This window comes from Patulibacter minatonensis DSM 18081 (genome assembly GCF_000519325.1).
GTDB lineage: Bacteria > Actinomycetota > Thermoleophilia > Solirubrobacterales > Solirubrobacteraceae > Patulibacter > Patulibacter minatonensis.
Genome location: NZ_KI912613.1, coordinates 3391484 through 3408903 on the forward strand (window position 1 = coordinate 3391484; position 17420 = coordinate 3408903).

The 17420-nt window shown below is 76.0% G+C and carries 15 protein-coding genes, 1 tRNA gene and 1 other RNA gene; 8 read left to right on the forward strand and 9 right to left on the reverse strand.

Annotation, left to right across the window (positions count from 1 at the left end; genetic code table 11):
• Positions 1 to 12 precede the first annotated feature (12 nt).
• Positions 13 to 2787, forward strand: a complete 2775-nt coding sequence (locus tag PATMI_RS30650; protein ID WP_036725978.1) for an AAA family ATPase — start codon at positions 13 to 15, stop codon at positions 2785 to 2787.
• Between the two features lie 103 nt (positions 2788 to 2890).
• Here the strand turns inward: PATMI_RS30650 and PATMI_RS0115670 are convergent, their stop codons facing one another.
• From PATMI_RS0115670 to PATMI_RS0115685, 4 genes are all read right to left on the reverse strand, one after another.
• Positions 2891 to 3103: a hypothetical protein gene (locus PATMI_RS0115670; RefSeq protein WP_026911564.1), complete on the reverse strand. Its 213-nt coding sequence runs from the start codon at positions 3101 to 3103 to the stop codon at positions 2891 to 2893.
• Between the two features lie 39 nt (positions 3104 to 3142).
• Positions 3143 to 3307 carry a hypothetical protein gene (locus PATMI_RS0115675; protein WP_157260796.1) on the reverse strand — a complete coding sequence of 55 codons (165 nt, stop codon included), beginning with the start codon at positions 3305 to 3307 and terminating at the stop codon, positions 3143 to 3145.
• 90 nt (positions 3308 to 3397) lie between these two features.
• Positions 3398 to 4699 carry an alpha/beta hydrolase gene (locus tag PATMI_RS38545; protein ID WP_051471770.1) on the reverse strand — a complete coding sequence of 434 codons (1302 nt, stop codon included), beginning with the start codon at positions 4697 to 4699 and terminating at the stop codon, positions 3398 to 3400.
• A 9-nt stretch (positions 4700 to 4708) separates the two neighbouring features.
• On the reverse strand, positions 4709 to 5110 hold the full coding sequence (locus tag PATMI_RS0115685; RefSeq protein WP_026911566.1) for a hypothetical protein: 402 nt from the start codon (positions 5108 to 5110) through the stop codon (positions 4709 to 4711).
• A gap of 103 nt (positions 5111 to 5213) precedes the next feature.
• Here PATMI_RS0115685 and PATMI_RS34775 point away from each other — a divergent pair, with 103 nt between their 5' ends.
• The 4 genes from PATMI_RS34775 to secG are packed head-to-tail and all read left to right on the forward strand — an operon-like array spanning position 5214 to position 8602.
• A complete protein-coding gene (locus PATMI_RS34775; RefSeq protein ID WP_051471772.1) occupies positions 5214 to 5654 on the forward strand; it encodes a cytochrome c maturation protein CcmE domain-containing protein in 441 nt (146 codons plus the stop codon).
• A 3-nt stretch (positions 5655 to 5657) separates the two neighbouring features.
• Positions 5658 to 7946, forward strand: coding sequence for a heme lyase CcmF/NrfE family subunit (locus PATMI_RS30665; protein WP_084269996.1), 2289 nt, complete (start codon positions 5658 to 5660; stop codon positions 7944 to 7946).
• On the forward strand, positions 7943 to 8362 hold the full coding sequence (locus PATMI_RS0115700; RefSeq protein ID WP_026911567.1) for a hypothetical protein: 420 nt from the start codon (positions 7943 to 7945) through the stop codon (positions 8360 to 8362). The genes PATMI_RS30665 and PATMI_RS0115700 overlap by 4 nt, the downstream gene beginning before the upstream one ends.
• 12 nt (positions 8363 to 8374) lie before the next feature.
• Positions 8375 to 8602, forward strand: a complete 228-nt coding sequence (secG, locus tag PATMI_RS0115705) for a preprotein translocase subunit SecG (protein ID WP_026911568.1) — start codon at positions 8375 to 8377, stop codon at positions 8600 to 8602.
• Positions 8603 to 8839: 237 nt separating this feature from the next.
• Here the strand turns inward: secG and PATMI_RS0115710 are convergent, their stop codons facing one another.
• Entirely contained in the window at positions 8840 to 10183 is a 1344-nt protein-coding gene (locus PATMI_RS0115710; protein ID WP_026911569.1) for a metallopeptidase TldD-related protein, read from the reverse strand.
• Positions 10184 to 10371: 188 nt separating this feature from the next.
• On the opposite strand from PATMI_RS0115710, the gene PATMI_RS0115715 reads away from it, so the two are divergent.
• On the forward strand, positions 10372 to 11430 hold the full coding sequence (locus tag PATMI_RS0115715; protein WP_026911570.1) for a PQQ-dependent sugar dehydrogenase family protein: 1059 nt from the start codon (positions 10372 to 10374) through the stop codon (positions 11428 to 11430).
• Positions 11431 to 12221: 791 nt separating this feature from the next.
• Here PATMI_RS0115715 and PATMI_RS0115720 read toward each other — a convergent pair.
• Positions 12222 to 12306: transfer RNA gene (locus PATMI_RS0115720), tRNA-Leu, on the reverse strand.
• A 241-nt stretch (positions 12307 to 12547) separates the two neighbouring features.
• Between PATMI_RS0115720 and lexA the strand changes: the two genes are divergently transcribed.
• Positions 12548 to 13177 carry a transcriptional repressor LexA gene (gene lexA / locus PATMI_RS0115725; protein WP_026911571.1) on the forward strand — a complete coding sequence of 210 codons (630 nt, stop codon included), beginning with the start codon at positions 12548 to 12550 and terminating at the stop codon, positions 13175 to 13177.
• A gap of 132 nt (positions 13178 to 13309) precedes the next feature.
• On the opposite strand, the gene PATMI_RS0115730 is transcribed toward lexA, so the two are convergent.
• Entirely contained in the window at positions 13310 to 13951 is a 642-nt protein-coding gene (locus PATMI_RS0115730; RefSeq protein WP_026911572.1) for a hypothetical protein, read from the reverse strand.
• A 98-nt stretch (positions 13952 to 14049) separates the two neighbouring features.
• Here PATMI_RS0115730 and rnpB point away from each other — a divergent pair.
• An RNA gene (gene rnpB / locus PATMI_RS35555) (RNase P RNA component class A) lies at positions 14050 to 14380 on the forward strand.
• Positions 14381 to 14447: 67 nt separating this feature from the next.
• On the opposite strand, the gene PATMI_RS0115735 is transcribed toward rnpB, so the two are convergent.
• Together PATMI_RS0115735 and PATMI_RS30670 are read right to left on the reverse strand one after the other, a co-directional pair.
• On the reverse strand, positions 14448 to 16439 hold the full coding sequence (locus tag PATMI_RS0115735) for a hypothetical protein (RefSeq protein ID WP_157260798.1): 1992 nt from the start codon (positions 16437 to 16439) through the stop codon (positions 14448 to 14450).
• The gene (locus tag PATMI_RS30670; protein ID WP_051471774.1) at positions 16405 to 17394 is read right to left on the reverse strand and encodes an EamA family transporter; all 990 of its coding nucleotides are present in this window, start codon (positions 17392 to 17394) and stop codon (positions 16405 to 16407) included. The genes PATMI_RS0115735 and PATMI_RS30670 overlap by 35 nt, the downstream gene beginning before the upstream one ends.
• Between the last annotated feature and the right edge of the window lie 26 nt (positions 17395 to 17420).

Here is a 17420-nt window from a genome sequence, read left to right on the forward strand (position 1 = left end):
CACGATGCACCCATGATGACCCGCCGACCCTGCGTGCTCCACGGCCGCGACACCGCACGACAACGGCTCGGGGCGCTCCTCGACGCCGCACGCGACGAGGTCGGCGAGACGCTGCTCGTGGTCGGCGACTCCGGACTCGGCAAGACCGCGCTGCTGGATGCCGCGGCGGACGACGCGCGAGGGTCCGGTTGCACCGTCCTCCGCTCGCGCTCGGTCCCGGGCGAGCACCACGTGCCCTTCGCGGCGCTCGGCCACCTGCTCCGCGATGCCGGACCGGCGGACCTCGACGCCACGCCCGAGGCCGTCCGTGCGCCGCTCGCGACGGTACTCGGGCTCGAGAGCGGACCGCCGCCCTCGACCGTCGGCGTCGCCGCCGGGGTCGTCGCGGTCCTCGCGGCGCTGGCCGAGGACGCCCACGGCCTGCTCCTCGCGCTCGACGATGTCCACTGGATGGACGAGTCCTCGCTCACCACGCTGCTCTTCGCGCTCCGGCGCCTGCGTCGCGAGGGCGTCGCGGCGCTCGTCGCGGCGCGACCGGCCCCGGAGCGCGGCCTCTTCGACCACGGCATCGAGGTGCTCGAGCTGGCGCCGCTCGACGATGCGGCCGCCGCTCGGATCGTCCGGGACGCGCTCGACGAGGGGACGGCCGCCGTCCCCGGCGATCTCGAGGCCCTGGTGTCGCGGGTCGTCGGACTCGCGCGTGGCAACCCGCTCGCCCTGCGGGAGATCGCGTCCGCCGCCTGCGAGGGACGCCTCGGCCCCACCGGCGCGGCGTCGCCGAGCCTCCTCGTCGACCGGGCGTTCCGTCGCGAGCTCGACGCCCTGCACGCCGACACCTGGGGTGCGGTCGTCGTGCTCGCGGCGGACGAGCACCCGCTCGCCGAGCGGGCGATCGCGGCCGCCGGACTCGACCCGGCGAGCCTGCAGGCGGCCGAGGCCGCCGGCGTGGTCGTCGACGACGGCGAGGGGCCGCGCTTCCGTCATCCGCTCCTGCGCGGCGTGGCCTACCACGCCGCGTCCAGCGACCTGCGGCGGCTCGCGCACCGGGCGTGGCGCGGGCTCGAGGACCTCGATCCGATCAGCCGCGCGTGGCACGCGGCGGCCGCGGCGAACGGCCCGGACGCGGAGACCGCCGAGATGCTCGACCGGGCAGCGGGGGCGGCCGCGGCGGCCGGAGGGGTCGGGGCCGCGTGCGACGCGATGGCGCGCGCCGTGGCGCTCACCCCCGACGACGCCGGGCGCGCACGCCGGCTCCTCGAGGCCGCTCGCCTGGCCGCCGCGGCGGCGCGGACCGACGATGCGGCGCGGTTCGCGGACGACGGCCTGCGCCTCGCGGGCGACGACGCGTCGCTCCGGGCCGCGCTCCACGAGGTCCGCAGCGTCATCTGGATCCGTCGCGGCGACCTCGACGCCGCCCACGCGACGATCGTCGAGCACGTTGCTCCGATCGCCGCGGTCGATCCGACGCGGGCGGCGGCGGGGCTCCTGGCAGCGACCGTGCGCGACCGCGTCGTCGGCGACTACCCGGCGATGCGGGAGCTCGCCACCCGCGCCGTCGCCCTGGCACCGTCCGGCGGGACCACCGCGGGGATCGCCCGGCTCACCGTCGCGACCGTGGACGTCCTCCAGGGCGCCGGGGACCGGGCCGTGCCGGTCTTCGACGATCTCGCCCCGGCGGTCGCGGCCGCGAGTGCCGAGGGCTGGGCCGGCGAGGTCTTCCTGGCTCCGGTCCACGCCCAGGTGTGGCTCGGGCGGTTCGGCACGGTCGAGCCGGTCCTGGAGGCCCACGTCGCACGACTCCGCTCCCGGGGTCGCGTGGCCGAGCTCCTCTACCCGCTCGTCGTCCGTGCACAGCTGCACCTCCGCCGAGGCCGCCTGACCTCGGCCCTCGCGGACGCCACCGAGGCGCGGGAGATCGCGGAGGCCGGCGGCCTGCGCGGACAGGTGGCGGTGGCCGCCGGTGCCCTGGCGGCGGTCGAAGCGGTGCTCGGCCGGGAGGCCGACGTGCTGCGACGTACCGACGCGGCCCTCGCGATCACCGACGCCCGGCCCGCCATCGGGCTCTGGTCCCGCGCGGCGCTCGGCCACCTCCATCTCGCGCTCGGTCGGCCGGGCGAGGCGCTCGTCGCCCTCCGCGAGTGCGAGCGCTCCGCCGCCGGGATCGGGATGGGCGACCCGTCGGTCGTGGCGTTCGGGGCGGACCTCGTCGAGGCGCTCGTCCGCAACGGCGCCCACGCCGACGCCACGGTGGCGCTCGACGGATGGTGCTGCGCGGGTGCGGAGACGCCGTGGCGGCGCGGTGCCGCCGCGCGCTGCCACGGTCTCCTCGCGGAGGACCCCGCCAGCGCCGTCGCGGCGTTCGAGGCCTCGGTGGGGGCGTTCGACGCCACGGGTCAGCGCTTCGAGGCGGCTCGTTCCCGACTGAGCCTCGGGGAACGGCTGCGCCGCGACCGTCGCCGGCTCGACGCCCGCGAGCCCCTGGAGGCGGCGCTCGACGCCTTCGAGCGGATGGGTGCCGGCCCGTGGGCGGACCGTGCCCGTGAGGAGCTCCGCGCGACCGGCCGGCCGACGGACCGTGCCCGCCGGCCCGAGGACGGCCTCGAGGAGCTCACGCCGCACGAGCTGCGCGTGGCGCTCCTCGTGGCCGACGGCCGGTCCAATCCCGACGTGGCCGCGGAGCTGTACGTCACCCGCAAGACGATCGAGCACCACCTCTCGCGGGTCTTCCGCAAGCTCGGCGTGGCGTCGCGTGCCGAGCTCCAGCGGGTGCTGCGCGCCGGGGGATGACGCGACGGACCGGGCCCGGGTCCGGGCGCGGTTCCCGACCGGGCGCGGTGCCTCGCGCGCCGCGCGGCGGGCTGCGTCCGTGGCCGACGCGCCCCGGGCGGACCTACGCCTTCAGGCGCTTGAACATCAGCTGCTGGATGGTCGTCGTCATGCTCGGGTCGGTGCCGCGGGCGTGGAACGTGAAGCCGACCTGACCCACGGGGTTCCAGCCGTCGGCGCCGAGCTGCGCGATGCGCTCCTCGGCCGCGAGGACGTCCTCGACGGTCCTGTCCTCGCCCAGCCAGAGCTCGACGTAGGTGAACTCCCAGGCGGGCATGCGCCCACCGTACCCGCCCGCCGCGGGGCGGGGCCCCGCTCAGCGCTCGAGGCGCTCGGCGCGCTCGGCCCGCTTGGCGACGATGAAGACCGCCCAGCCGATCGAGACCAGCAGGATCACCGCGACGTTGCCGGACGACACGACGAGCAGGCCGATCGAGACGACCAGCATTGCGAGGACGATGAGCAGGTCTCGCGAGAGCATGGTGGACGCGTACCCGCGGTGTGCGTCGTCCACACCCCGGATCGGTCGGACGGTGCGCGTGCGTCCGGCTCCGGCCCCACGGAGGCCGGCTCAGCGCGCCCGCACCCGGCGGCTCGTCGTCGCCGTCGCGCCGCGGTCGTCGGTCACCGTCAGCCGCACGAGCACCGACCGCCGCGCCGCGATCCGCCGGACGACCCGCGCCTTGCGGCCGATCGTCCGGCCGGCGGCGGTCCAGCGCCAGCGGACGATCCGGCCGTCGGCGTCCTTCGACCGCCGGCCGTCGAGCACGTAGCGGGCGGTGCCGCTCGCCCGCCGGATCCGGGCCGTCGCCCGGGGGCGCCGGTTCGCGGCGGCCGCCTGCGGGACCGGGCAGTCGGCGAACGCGGAGCAGGGGAGGGCGGGCTCGCTGCGCAGCGACGGGCTGCTCAGCGCGACGCCCGAGACGATGTCGCGGAGCAGGGGGAGGGACTTGCCGAGCGCGTCGACGGGGTCGAGGCCGGGGATCGTCAGCTGCGAGCAGACGTCGCGGTCGATCCGGGCGGGATCGGCGGGGCCGGGGTGCTCGATCGCGTCGAGCGTCAGGGCGAACGCCACCGGGTCGACGGTCCCGTCGAGCAGGTGGTCCGACAGGCGGTTCGGGCAGATGTCCTGGATCGCCACGCGCCGGTAGCCGCCGGTCCCTGCAGGGCCGCGGAGGTTCGTCGCGCTGGGCGCCACGACCTCGTCGCCGGTGCTGTAGATCGACGTGTAGCTCGTCGGGGAGAACATCTCGCGGCCCGAGTTCATCGCCTGCAGGAACCGGGAGTTCGGCGCGAGCTGCCAGACCGCCGGCGGGCAGCCCTTCAGGCCGCAGCTCGCGAAGACGGCGAACGGGAACAGCGTCGCGAGGTCCTCGGGCGGGGCGCCCTGGTGCGCGGCGGCGACCCCGACCTGGTCGGCGACCATCGCCCGCGTGTCGGGCCAGAACCGCAGCGCCCAGCGGGGCTGCATGCCGCCCTGGCTGTGCCCGACGACCGCGATCGGCCGCTTCGCCAGGCCGAACGTCTTGCGGATCGCGTAGGTGTCGTACTGCCCGGCGACCGAGATGTCGCCCAGGTTGTGGTTCGGGCCCGAGACCGCGCACCACGGGATCCCGCGCGCCGTCAGGGCCGGCATCAGGTTCCACGAGTAGAAGTCGTCGGCGTCGACGAAGGTGCCGGGCACGAGCAGCACGGCGGGCTTCGAGGCGTCCGAGAAGTCGCCGCGGCAGGAGATCGCCTTCTCGAGCTCCGCCCGCGGGACGCTCAGCGGCGGTCCGGTGCGGTCGATCGGGGCGAACGCGCGGTCGGCGGCGCCGGCCGGGGCCGCGAGGGCGAGCACCGCGAGGACGGCGGTCGGGAGCAGGCGACGCACGGGAGACCCTCAGACGTAGGTGGCGAAGAAGAAGAACCAGATCGCGGCGGCGACGAGGGCGATGCCCACGGCGAGGACCATCACGACGTCGAGGGCCGACGTCGTGCGGCCGGTCGTCCGTCCGTCCCGCATCGACTGGTTCCACGGCATGCGGACCGTGACCTCGTCGGAGCCGCCCATGACCTTCGCGTACAGGCCGTTCAGGAGCGACAGGACCTTCGCCATCACGAAGCCGGTGACGACGATCGCCACCAGGACGAAGACGGCCTGGCCCATCGACAGGTTCTGGGAGTCGGCCCGCGACGCCGTGACCCGGATCCACAGGTACGGGTTGCCGGCCCACATGAACAGGCCGCCGACCAGCATCAGCAGCAGGATGGCGGCGCCGGCGAGCTTCCTCGGGGGGGACATGTGGCGCGATCGTACTCCCGGTCCGCTCCGGCGCGCCACGGCCCGTGGTCGCCCCGGGGGTGGGTGGGGCGGTTTCGCGCGCAACCTGGCCATACTGCATTGAATGACGCGGACGTTGCGCCTCACCTTCGCGATCGTCGCTGCGGTGACGCTCGCGGGAGCACTGCTGTACACGAGCTTCGCGGGATCCGCCGAGGCCCGGCAGCCAAGCCAGATGGCCAGCGCCGAGGCGGGGCGCGACTACCGGCTGACCGGCATCGTCGTGCCGAAGACGCTACGGCGCACCGAGGGCACGATCACCTTCCGGGTCAAGGACCGCAAGGGCGGCGCCTCGGTCCCGGTCGTGTACTCCGGCCAGGTGCCCGACGCCTTCCGCGAGGGCCGCGAGGTCATCGTGACGGTGCAGAAGCAGGGCGAGACCTTCCAGGGCAAGCCCGACAGCCTGATCACGAAGTGCCCGTCGAAGTTCGACGACGGCAAGCAGAAGACCGACGGATCCATGGAGTGGCGCGACGGGTCCGACAAGGTCGTCGAGGGCAAGTAGCCCGTGGACGTCCTGGGCCGCGGCCTCCTGGTCCTCGCCCTCGCGATCGCCCTCTACGGCGCGGTCGCGAGCCTGGTCGGCGCCCGTCGCCTGCAGGTCGCGGCGGCGGCACCGGACGCCGCACCGACGCCGGAGCAGGCGGCCGGCGGCGTCCTCGCCGCCCACGGCTCCGCGTTCGTCCGCTCGGGCCGCCGGGCGATCTACCTCCTGGCGATCCTCACGACGGCGGTCTTCGTCCTCGTCGAGATCGCGTTCATCTCCACGGACCTGAAGTTCGACGTCGTCGCGAGCCACTCGTCGGCGACCACCCCGCTGGGCTACCGGATCGCCGCGCCGTGGAGCTCCCAGGAGGGTTCGCTGCTGCTCTGGGTCTGGCTGCTCTCGCTCTGGAGCTCGCTCGTCGTGTGGCGCGCCGGCCGGCGGATGGCCGACGTCGTGCCGTGGGCGCAGGCCGTGCTGCTCGGCCTGGCGGCGTTCTTCCTCTTCCTGCTCGTCTTCTACAGCTCGCCGTTCCGGCTGAGCTCGCCGGTGCCGTTCGAGGGCGAGGGCCTGAACCCGCTCCTGCAGTACCCGAGCATGATGATCCACCCGCCGATGCTCTACAGCGGCTACACGCTGTTCGCGATCCCGTTCGCGTTCGGCGTCGGCGCGCTCGCGGCGGGGCACGTCGGGTCCGACTGGATCCGCCACACGCGGCGGTACGCGCTGGGCGCCTGGCTGCTCCTGGGCATCGGCATCGTCCTCGGCTCCCGCTGGTCCTACGCCGAGCTGGGCTGGGGCGGCTACTGGGGGTGGGACGCCGTCGAGAACGCGTCCCTGATGCCGTGGATCATCGGCACCGCGTTCATCCACTCCGTGATGATCCAGGAGAAGCGGGGGATGCTCCGCACCTGGAACGTCTCCCTGATCCTCCTGACCGGGATCCTCTGCATCCTCGGCACGTTCATCGTGCGCTCGGGGATCATCTCGTCGATCCACGCGTTCGGCAGCTCGACCGTGGGCTGGCAGTTCCTGACGCTCCTGGCGATCATGACCTTCGGCTCGATCGCGCTGGTCACCTGGCGCCGGCCGCTCCTGCGCTCCGAGCACCGGATCGACTCGCTGCTCTCGCGCGAGGCGATCTTCCTCGCCGGCAACGTCGTGCTCGTCCTCCTGGTCCTCGTGATCCTCTGGGGCACGTTCTTCCCGCTCCTGACCGACGTCCTGACCGGCGAGCAGCGTCCGTGGGCCTCGTCGACGTGGGGCTGGTGGGTCGGGCCGCTCGCGCTCACCCTCGTCGGCCTGATGGGGCTCGGGCCGCTCGCCGCCTGGCGGAAGACGACCGCGAAGCACGCGTGGCGCCAGGTGCGGGCGCCGCTGGCGGTCGGCCTCGTCGTGCTCGCCGCCGGCGCGGTGATCGGCGGGAGCGTCCGCATCGACGTGTGGCTCGCGCTGCTCTTCGGCGGCTTCGTCCTCGGCGCGGTCGGGCAGGAGCTCCTCCGCGGCACGCGGGCCCGGCGGATCTCGACCGGCGAGGCCCTCCCGATCGCCCTGCCGCGGCTCGTCGGCCGCAACCGCCGGCGCTACGGCGGCTACCTCGTGCACGCGGGCTTCGCGGTCCTCGTCCTCGCCGTCGCGGCGTCGTCCGCGTTCAAGGAGACCCACCGGGTCCACGGCAACGTCGGCACGCAGATGCAGGTCGGCGGCTACACGCTGAAGTACGAGGCGGCGATCGGGAACTACGAGCTGCAGGACAACCGGATCAAGAAGCTGATCATCGGGGCGAAGGTCGGCGTCTTCCGGGACGGGAAGCGGATCGAGACGATCCGCCCGACGCGCGAGTTCTTCCCCTCGCTGAACCCGGCGGACGGTCCCGTCGGCCGGTACTTCAACGGTGAGGCCGCGACCGAGGTCGCCCTCGACGCCGGGCTGACCCGCGACCTCTGGGTCGCGATGCAGCCCGACGGCGACGCCCTCGTCGACATCTACTCCGCGCTCGACAAGAAGCTCGCGGGCACCGAGGCCCCGTTCCAGCGCGGCGCGGTCGCCGCCGTCCGCCTCGCGCAGGTCTACGCGCTCCGCCCGGCGCCCGTGACGTTCCAGGTGATCGTCTCGCCGCTGGTGACCTGGATCTGGATCGCCGCCGGGATCATGGGCCTCGGCGCGCTCCTGGCGATGTGGCCCGCACCCGACCTGCAGGCCCGGCGGGTCCGCGCGAGGCAGAAGGCGCGGGTCGCCCGCGACCTCGGGCCCCGGCCCGGCACCGCCGTCGTCAGCGAGGCCCGGTCCGCCGGTCCGCGGGGTCCGTCGTGACGGTCGCCGGGCCCCTGATCGTCCTCGTGGCGTTCGCGTTCGCGCTGTTCCTGCTGTCGCAGCCGTTCTGGCCGGGGCAGCTCGAGCGCGCCGACGAGGCCGACGCCCTGCGCCGCGCGGACCTCGAGGCCGCGAAGATCGCGAAGTACCGCGAGATCCGGGACGCCGCGCTGGACCACTCGACCGGCAAGCTCTCCGACGCGGACTGGAAGCCGATCGACGCCCGCCTGCGGACCGAGGCCGTCCAGATCCTCGACGAGCTCGACGGCCTCGCCCACATCCACGGGACGGCGGCGGAGGACCACGAGGACCTGCCGGCGGCACCGGCGGCCACGGCGGAGGACGAGGAGCCCCCGCCGGCGACCGACGACGGCGCCTCGACCGCGGGCGCGGCGGATCCGCCGTCGGCCCGGTAGGCTCCCTGCGCGATGGAGGCCGTACTTTCGATCCTGCAGATCTTCGTGTCCGTGATCACGATCGTGTTGATCCTGATGCACTCGGGCAAGGACGCAGGACTCTCCGGCGCGTTCGGCGTCGGCTCGGGCACCGGCCCTCTGGGCGGCGGCTCGAACACCGAGCGCAACCTGAACCGCTGGACGATCTTCTTCGGGATCGTCTTCATCGTGAACACGATCGTCCTCGTCCGCATCGCCTGACCGGCGCCCCGCGCCCGCAGGTCCGACGCCGCCCCACCGGGCGGCGTTCGTCGTTCCGGGGCGAGGTCCGGGCCCGGTCGGCGGGGGCCCCGGCGGCCGGGACGGGCGGTCGGAGCGCGCGTGGCACGTGCGGGTCGCCGGGCGACGAGGCCGTGCCACGCGGCGCGGGCCCGCCCCGCCTGTGCACCGCGGCGTCCGGCGTCGCAGCACGGCCGCTGTGCCGCCCGACCGCGGCCGTCAGTCCGTGACGACGATGCCGCCCGAGGTCCGGAGCGCGGGGGCGAGGACCGCGTGGCCGAGGCGGGCGCCGTCGAGCGTCGGGCCGCCGACCAGGGTCCGGGCGCGGCTCAGCGCCTCGACGCCCGCCAGGACGTCCAGTGGCGAGACGAGCAGCGGGATCGAGCCCGCCGCGCCGGTGACCCGTCCGTCCTGGATCCGCGAGGCGCCCTCGGGCGCGACGCCGTAGGCCAGGCCCAGCTCCGCGTTGATCGGACGCAGGTCCGCGAGCGACGTCACGAGCAGCCCGACCTCGACGCCCGCGACGAGCGCGTCGAGGTCGTCGGCGTCGCCGCCGGCCAGCACGAGGTTCGTGGCCCGCGGTCCGCGGTGCCCGCCGCCCGGCTCGGTCGCGTGGCCGGTCGACCGCTGCGAGCGCCCGTCGTGGACGAGCGACGACAGCGTCCCGTCCGTGATCAGCGCGAGCGGGTGCTTGGGCGTGCCCGAGGCGTCGAAGGCGCGGCGAAGGGTGCCGGCGGCCGCCGGGTCGTCGGAGAGCACGACCCGGGAGGGTGCCACGGCCGTCCCCAGGCGGCCGTCGCAGCGGGTCCTGCCGTCCGCGGCGGCCAGACCGTCGAACACGAGCGGCCCCGCGACGTCCAGGATCGCGGCGACGGCCTCCGGTGCGAGCACGATCGTCTGCTCGCCCGGGGTCGGGTCGTGCCACTCGCCGGTGGGGACGCGGGACAGCGCGATCCGCACGAGCTCGCGGGGGTCGATGCCGGACGCGGTGGCGGCGCTCACGGCCGCCGCCGCCGCCCGGACGCCGCCGGCCCCGAGCCGGACGCGCAGGTGCGCGTCGGTGGTGCGCTCGGTCGCCACGAGGCCCGTCGACGCCGCGACGGCACGCGTGACGCCGCCGTGCGACCAGGACGCGGCCACGGGCGTCGTCCCGGCGGCTCCCTGGGCGTCGAGGACGGCGCGCAGCCCGACCTCGGGGTCGCCGGCGGCGGTCGCCTCGTCGCCGCCGTCGGAGCGGGGCAGGTCGGCGGGCTCGGGCGGCGGGGTCGCGTCGCCGGGACCGTCGGCGGCGGTGGCGACGGCCTCGGCGAGCAGCACGGCCCGCCGGGCGGCCCGGGCGAGCTCGTGGCCCTCGAGGACCGACGTCGTCGCGGACCCGAGGTGCCCGTCGCGCCACGCGGTGAAAGTGATCTCCGTCCGGTCCCGGGTGGCGGTCCGCAGCTGCCCGCCACGGGGGAGGGCGACGGTGGCCGAGCGGTCGTGGACGACGGTCGCCCAGCCTGCGCCGTCCAGGGCGTCGAGGGCGCGGGCGGCGAGGTCCTGGGGTGGCGTCGGCGTGCTCATGCGGGTTCCGGGTCGGGGGAGCGGCGGGTCGTCGCCGGCGTCGGGCGCAACGTTAGATGGTCGACCCGGCGGGGCCGCGCGAGGGCGTGGTCGGCGGAGCGGCACGGGGTCCCGGGCGCGGGAGCGTGGAACGCGGCGGACCCGGCGGTCGCGCGGCTGCCGGCCGACCCGGCGCGTACCCTGGGGCGATGCGCCCCGGGCGTGGCCTTCCGACACGCCGCACGCGCGCGGCGCTCGCCGCCTCGCTCCTGGCCGCCGGTGGTGCGGCCGTCCTGTCCGCCACCGCGCCCGATCCCGCGCCGGTGTCGCCGCCGGCCCCGCGGGCGGTCGTCGACCTGCCCGACGCACCGGGGACGATCCGGGCCGCCCGGCCGGGGCCCGCCACCCCCGCCGTCGCCCTGACCCCGACGCCCGACGGCCGGGCGCTGCTGTGGGCGGAGCGCGGGACGGGCGTCGTCCGCCGGGCGGCCCTCGGCGCCGGCGATCCCGGACCGGGCTCCGTGCTGGCACGGCTCGACGTCCGGCCCGGTCGCGAGGGCGGGATCCGGGGGATCGCGGTCGACGCGCGCGGACGGACCTTCGCGTCGTACGTGCGGCGCGCGGACGGGCGGCTCGCGGTCGCCGAGATCGCCGTCGCGACCCCGCGCATCGTGTGGCAGGGCCCGTCCGCGGGCCGCATCCGCGTCGGCGGGGGCCTGGTGGCGCTGCAGGGCGGCCGGCTCGCGCTGGCGATCGGCGACCAGGGCCGCCCGCGGCGCGCGGCGACGCCGGACAGCCTGCTCGGCCGCGTGGTCACCCTGGGTCCCGACGCCCCGCCCGGCCAGGTCCCGACCCGGCGGTCCCGCGGCTGGCACGACCCGATGGCCTTCGCCCGCGGGCGCGGGGGCGTCCTCTGGGTCGCGGACCGCGCGGGCGGCCCCGACGCCGAGCGGATCGGCCATGCCGACCGCCCGCGCACCGGCACGGTCCGCAGCCCGTTCCGCCGGGTGCCCGTGGCCCTGGCATCGGCCGACGACGGCGAGCTCCTCCTCGTGTGCGGGACCCGTTCCGGCCGCATCGACCGCACGGCCGTCCGGGGCGGGGGCCGGGGCAACGCCCGGACGGAGCCCCAGGTGCTGCCCGCCCGGTGCCGCTTCGGTGTCGCGGTGGCGGGCGGCCGCGTCCTCGTCTCCGGGGACGACGGCCTGGTGCACGTCGCGGGCACGGTCGCCGACCTGCGCCGCGCCGAGCCGATCGACGAGCCCTGAGGGCGGCCCCGGCGGGGCGCGCGCGGGACCGGGCTGCGCGAGGTGGGGCCCGGACCGGGGCGCAGTCGCCGGCCGTGCGGCGTCGCGGGCTGAGCGGGGTCCGGTCTCCGCGGGAAGGTCCGCCGCCGGCCCAGAGGTCGCGCGGGCGGCGTTCGTCCCTGCGGCCCTGGCGTTGGGATGCGCGCCGCGGTTCGGCTTGCGCGGTGGTGGCGTTCGTTCCTGCGGTCACGGCGCAGGAATGCGCGCCACGGTTCGGCTCGCCCGGCGGTGGCGTTCGTTCCTGCGCTCACAGCGCAGAAAGGCGCGCCACGCTTCGGCTCGCGCGGAGGTGGCGTTGATTCCTGCGCTCACGGCGCAGGAAAGCGCGCCACGGTTCGGCCATCCCCGCGCTGGCGTTCGTTCCTGCGCTCACAGCGCAGGAATGCGCGCCACGCTCGCGCTCCACCCTGCCGTGGCGTTCGTTCCTGCGGTCGAGCCTCCGTCGACCGCCCCGTAATTCGATCGGGGCGTCGGGCCCGCAGCGATCCGACGGGTGGCCGGCGCGCCCGGCCAGCCTGGATCGGCGAACGCCGCTGGACGACCAACGCCTCGGAACGACGAGCGCCTCCTGGACGACGATGGCGCAGCCCCGCGGAGCGCCCCGGGACCGACGACGCACCCGAAGGACGCCGAGGGCCCCCGGACCGCCGAACGCCCCGGGACGCCGAACGCCCTGGAACGCCGAACGCCCCCGGGACGCCGAACGCCCCCGGAACGACGAAGGCCCCCGGATCACCGGAGGCCTCCTTCCATGCGCCAGAGAGGACTCGAACCTCCACGGGGTTATCCCCCACAAGGCCCTCAACCTTGCGCGTCTACCAATTCCGCCACTGGCGCGCGGGGGGAGAAATGTACAGGAGCGCTCCGCGGGACGACGTGCGGGTCCCTCCGACGGCCGACGCGGGCGGATCGGGCGGCTGCCGGTGGTGCGCCCGCGGGGTCGGTGGCGGTCCGTCCCCGGTGTCGGGGCGGTCGGGCCGGCACGTTCGTCCTGCACAACGCGGCCTTGCCTGCCGCCGCGGCGCGCGCTAGTGTCACGAACAGACGTTCGATGCCCCCGCCGGAGCCCCAGCGCACCATGGACTTGACCAAGCGCCAGCAAGAGATCTTCGACTTCATCGGGGGCTACACCTCGGACAACGGCTACCCACCCACGGTGCGCGACATCGGCAAGGCCGTCGGGCTCGCCAGCTCGTCGACCGTGCACGCCCACCTGGCGAACCTCGAGAAGCTCGGCCTGCTGCGCCGGGACCCCTCGAAGCCCCGGGCGATCGAAGTCATCGGTCGCGGGGTGGAGCAGGCGGTCGAGGGCGTCCGCAACGTGGTGGGCCAGACCCGCCGGCTGCCGCTGCTCGGTCAGGTCGCCGCCGGCCCGCCGATCCTCGCCGACGAGCAGGTCGAGGAGCACATCGGGGTCCCCGAGGCCGCCGGGGGCGAGCAGGGCGAGTACCTGCTGCGGATCCGCGGCGAGTCGATGATCAACGCCGGCATCCTCGCCGGCGACCTCGTCGTCGTGCGCCCGCAGGAGACCGCACGCGACGGCGAGATCGTCGTCGCGCTGGTCGGCGAGGATGCGACGGTCAAGCGCTACTTCCGCGAGAGCGACCACATCCGGCTCCAGCCGGAGAACGACGCCATGGAGCCGATCCGCTCGCGGGAGGCGCGCGTGCTCGGCAAGGTCGTCGGGGTCATGCGGAAGGTCGGCTGACGGTCGCCCGTCCGCCGGTCGTGACCGGCGATCGACGGACGGGCGACACGTCGCCGGTGGGTGCTCGCGGGGCCTCGCCGGTCCCCTGGTCCTTGCGAAGCGGAGGGACCACGAACCTCGCTGGATCCGTGCTCAGGGGACGACGACGAGGAGTCCCCCGAGCGTGAAGAGCGCCGTGCCGGCGAGGGCACCGGCCCACGCGGCCCGCGGGCGACGCCGGACGGCTGCACGGTCGGCCGCGATCACCGCCGCCGCGCACGTCAACGCGACCACCACGCCCACCGCCATGCCCGGGGGCGCGCGGTGGACGACCTGGACCCCGGCCAGCACCACCGTGGGGAGCGCGACGGCGCCCGCACCCGCGGCCCTGGCCGTCCCCGGGTGCGCGGTGCTCCACCGGCGCCAGATCCCCGCCGCGAGCGCGAGCCCCACGGTCACGACGATCCAGGGCGCCGTGTAGCCGAACGACGCGCCCGGATCGAGGAGCGCCTGCGCCCCCTCGTAGGTCAGCATCATCGCGGCGACGCCGGCGCCGACCGTCCCGACGGCCGATGCCGGGCCGTCCGCGGTCCGGGCCAGGACCCACGCTGCGACGATCCAGGGCGCCGCGCTGCTGCCGATCCAGCCGGTCCAGCGCGGGCCGGCGGTCGAGAGCGCGCCGAGCGCCGCCCCCGCCGCGGCGGCGGCGAGGACCAGGAGCCCGGCCATCGCCGCGGCGGCGAGGCCGGGGAGCAGCACGCGTGGCGGGACGATGGCGAGCGACGGTCGGGGCACCGGTCCACCGTCGCAGCGGTCCGGTCCGGCGGTGTGCGGGGCGTGTGCGGGTCCGGTGAGCAGTCGCCCGGACGACCAGCGCGGGTACAGTGCTGCACGCAGGCCACGCAGCCGCGGACGGGCCAGCCCCGTTCGAGGAAAGTCCGGACACCACAGAGCAGGGTGGTCGGGGAGCCGACCCGGGGAAACCCGCGGGAAAGTGCCACAGAAACACACCGCCGATGGCGGGACGGGTCCGCCCGCCCCGCACAGGCAAGGGTGAAAGGGTGCGGTAAGAGCGCACCGGCGTCGCGGCGACGCGGCGGCCAGGTAAACCCCACCCGGTGCAAGACCGAGCAGGACCGCCTGCAGGCTGCTCGCCGAGGTCCAGGTAGGTCGCAGAGATGGATGGCTGCGCAACGACAGAATCCGGCTTACCGGCCTGCTACGGGAGACCTCCGCGAGAGCGGGGGTCTCCTACGTCCGGGCGCGGTGCGAAGCGCTCCGCCGCGCGCCGTCAGCCGAGCCGCGACCCGGGTGCCGGCGGCGCGGCCCCGCTGACCGAGCGCTCCGCGGCCCCGCCCACGACCATCGCGTAGAGGGCCAGGCCCCCGAGGACGAGACCGACGACGCCGACGATCACCGCCGCGAGCGCGTTCGGGTCGCCGGCCGAGCACGCGGCGATCGTCGTCATGGCGATCAGCAGCGCCGCGGCCGCGCCCGCCGAAGAGGAGACCCGCCGTGCCGCCGCCACCGCGAACAGCACACCGGCGACGGCCACCGGGATCAGGAGCACCGTGGTGGTCGATCCGGGGTCGCCGGGGGCTCCCGGCGACCCGAGGACGGTGGGAGCGAACGGCGAGAAGCCCGTCGGGCTCACGACCTGGCCGAGCCCCCGGCCCGATCCGATGCTCGCCGCCGACGCCGCGAAGGCGCCGGCCGCCGCGGCGACGGCCCCGACGGCCTGGGCGCCGGGCACGAGCCGCCGGGACCCGAAGGCGGAGACGGCGGCGGCGCCGATCACGACGAGCCCCACGGGCAGGAACGCCACCACGACGCCGGGTGCCTCGGCGCCGAGGTCGATCGGCCCCGGACCGCCGCGAGCGTCGCCGACCAGCGCGCGGAGCACCGTGGCGAGCACGGCGAGCACGAGGTACGTCGCCGCCGCGAGGACGCCCGGGTGCCGGTGACGGCTGAGCGTCGCGGCGACGGCGGCGGTCGCCAGGACGAGCGCGATCGCCGCGCCGATGCCCGGGTCCCGCAGGGCGTCGCCGAAGATGATCCCGCGCCGGCCGTGGGCGACCGTGTTCCACGGCGCCACGATCGCCAGCACGACCAGCACGGTCCCGCAGACGATCGCCCCGGCGGTCCCCGGCATGCGGACCCCGACGGTGAGCGCCCCGCCGAGCAGGGCGATCGCCAGCAGCTCCAGCACGCGGTGGTCCCACGTCGACATCCGGAGCGGCTGCGCGACCAGGAAGACCACGACGAGTGCGGCGGTCGCGGACCAGACCCCCGGCGGCACGGCCTCGAGGCGTGCTCGCGCGCCCGGAGGGAGCGCCGCGGACGTCGCGCGGCGCGACCCGGGGACCACGAGGATCGCGAGCGCCGCCAGGAGCAGCAGCGGCAGGACGAGGGACACGGTGCGCGTCGGGCCCCCGACACCGATCGGCCCGTACAGGAAGGGCACGGAGAGGACGGTCGGGACGGCGAAGGTGATCGCCGCGACGACCGCCGCCGCGTGCTGCCGGCGGGCGAGTGCGGTGACGAGGATCGCCGCGCTGGCGACCAGGCCGAGGACGACGAGGAGGGCGATCACCCCCTTGGCGGGCAGGCCGGACCCGCCGTAGCGCCCGAACGCCGTCACCTGCAGCGACGCGACGGGGGAGCCGAGCCCGGGGATCGTCGCCGCCGCCCCGACCGCCCCGAAGACCCCGGCGAACATCGCGATCCTCCCGCCGACGGGCGCGAGCAGCAGGACGACGAGGCCGGCCACGCCGCAGGCGAGCCCGACGAGGGCCAGGGGCACGATCCCGAGGCCGGCGATGGACAGGAGGGTGAGGCCCAGCGGGACCGCCACCAGCGCGCTGCCGACGACGGCGGCGGAGCGGCCGAGCAGCGCGGCCCCGGCGAGCGCGACGAGCGGGACGCCCTGGGCGAGGAGCACGAACCCGGTCGCCTGCACCCGCGTGCCGTGCTCGAGCAGCATCGCGAGGATCGTGGTGCCAGCGAGGTAGGCGCCGAGCACGACCAGCGCGACGCCGACCCCGGTGAACGTGTGGCGGCCCGCCGCGCGCTGCTCGGGCGTCCGGGGAACGGCGAACGCGCCGACGAGGAGCCCCAGCCCGAGGAGCAGGAGCGCCCAGACGAGTCCGAGCCCCGGCGACGCGCTGGCTGCCAGCGCCACCACGAGCGCCGCGCCGAGCAGCGCCCCGGTGGCGACGACGAGCGCGGCCGCGGCCGGTGATCGTGGGTCAGACGGCCGATCGTCGAGGGAGCCGAAGGACACGCCGCGCATGGTCCATCGGTACCCAGGGCGGCCGATCGGGACGCTCGGCGCGCAGGACCAGGACGACGGCCACGAGGGTGATCGCCATCCCGATCGCGGTGACCGTGCCGATCGTCTCGTGCAGCACCACGACGCCCAGGACGACCGCCACGACGGGGTTGACGTAGGACTGCGTCGTCACGAGCGAGAGCGACGCGTTGCGCAGCAGCCAGGCGTACGCGGCGTAGACCGCGACCGAGGCGACGGTCAGGCCCGCCAGGGCCACGAGGGAGCGCGTGGAGACCGCCGCGGCGTCGAAGCGCTCGCCGGCGACGACGCCCGCCACCAGCAGGACCGCCCCGCCGGCGAGCATCTGGATCGCGACGTTCGCCAGGAGGTTCGGCGCGGTGTGGATCCGGGCGCCGGCCCACGTCCCCGTCGCCCACGTGATCGAGCCGGCGAGCCCCAGGAGGGCCGCGACGAGCGTCACGCCCGCGGGGCGGCTGCCGGGTGACAGGAGCAGGACGACCCCGACGACCCCGACCCCGACGCCGACCACCGTCGCGGGGGACACCCGCTCCCGCCCGGCCACGATCCGCAACCCGAGGACCATCGCGGCCTCCGACGACGCGATCAGCGCCGCCAGCGACGACGGCAGGCCCCGATGCTCCGCGAGCGCGACCAGCCCGACGCCGCCGGCGACGAGCAGGAGCCCCATCGCGGCGCTGCCGCGCCACTCGTCGGCCCGCAGGCGGAACGCGCCGCGGCCGTGGACCGCGACCACCACGAGCGCGAGCGCCCCACCGCCCAGGACGAAGCGCACGGCCGACCCCAGGAGCGGCGGGATCGTCTCGACCATGACCCGGATCCCGAGGAACGTCGAGCCCCAGACGATCCAGACGGTCGCCACGGCGAGGACCAGGAGCGACGCGGAACGGCCGCGTGGGCGTGCTTGACGGACGGACGGGGAGGCCATCGGGAGATGGTTGCGCGCGCTGCATC

What these genes read in the sequence shown, in the direction of transcription:
- lexA (WP_026911571.1), top strand. Translation starts at nt 12,548, where the DNA reads ATGGACTTGACCAAGCGCCAGCAAGAGATCTTCGACTTCATCGGGGGC.
- PATMI_RS34775 (WP_051471772.1), top strand. Translation starts at nt 5,214, where the DNA reads ATGACGCGGACGTTGCGCCTCACCTTCGCGATCGTCGCTGCGGTGACG.
- PATMI_RS0115715 (WP_026911570.1), top strand. Translation starts at nt 10,372, where the DNA reads ATGCGCCCCGGGCGTGGCCTTCCGACACGCCGCACGCGCGCGGCGCTC.
- PATMI_RS0115710 (WP_026911569.1), bottom strand. Translation starts at nt 10,183, where the DNA reads ATGAGCACGCCGACGCCACCCCAGGACCTCGCCGCCCGCGCCCTCGAC.
- PATMI_RS30670 (WP_051471774.1), bottom strand. Translation starts at nt 17,394, where the DNA reads ATGGCCTCCCCGTCCGTCCGTCAAGCACGCCCACGCGGCCGTTCCGCG.
- secG (WP_026911568.1), top strand. Translation starts at nt 8,375, where the DNA reads ATGGAGGCCGTACTTTCGATCCTGCAGATCTTCGTGTCCGTGATCACG.
- PATMI_RS0115670 (WP_026911564.1), bottom strand. Translation starts at nt 3,103, where the DNA reads ATGCCCGCCTGGGAGTTCACCTACGTCGAGCTCTGGCTGGGCGAGGAC.
- PATMI_RS0115675 (WP_157260796.1), bottom strand. Translation starts at nt 3,307, where the DNA reads ATGCTCTCGCGAGACCTGCTCATCGTCCTCGCAATGCTGGTCGTCTCG.
- PATMI_RS30650 (WP_036725978.1), top strand. Translation starts at nt 13, where the DNA reads ATGATGACCCGCCGACCCTGCGTGCTCCACGGCCGCGACACCGCACGA.
- PATMI_RS0115685 (WP_026911566.1), bottom strand. Translation starts at nt 5,110, where the DNA reads ATGTCCCCCCCGAGGAAGCTCGCCGGCGCCGCCATCCTGCTGCTGATG.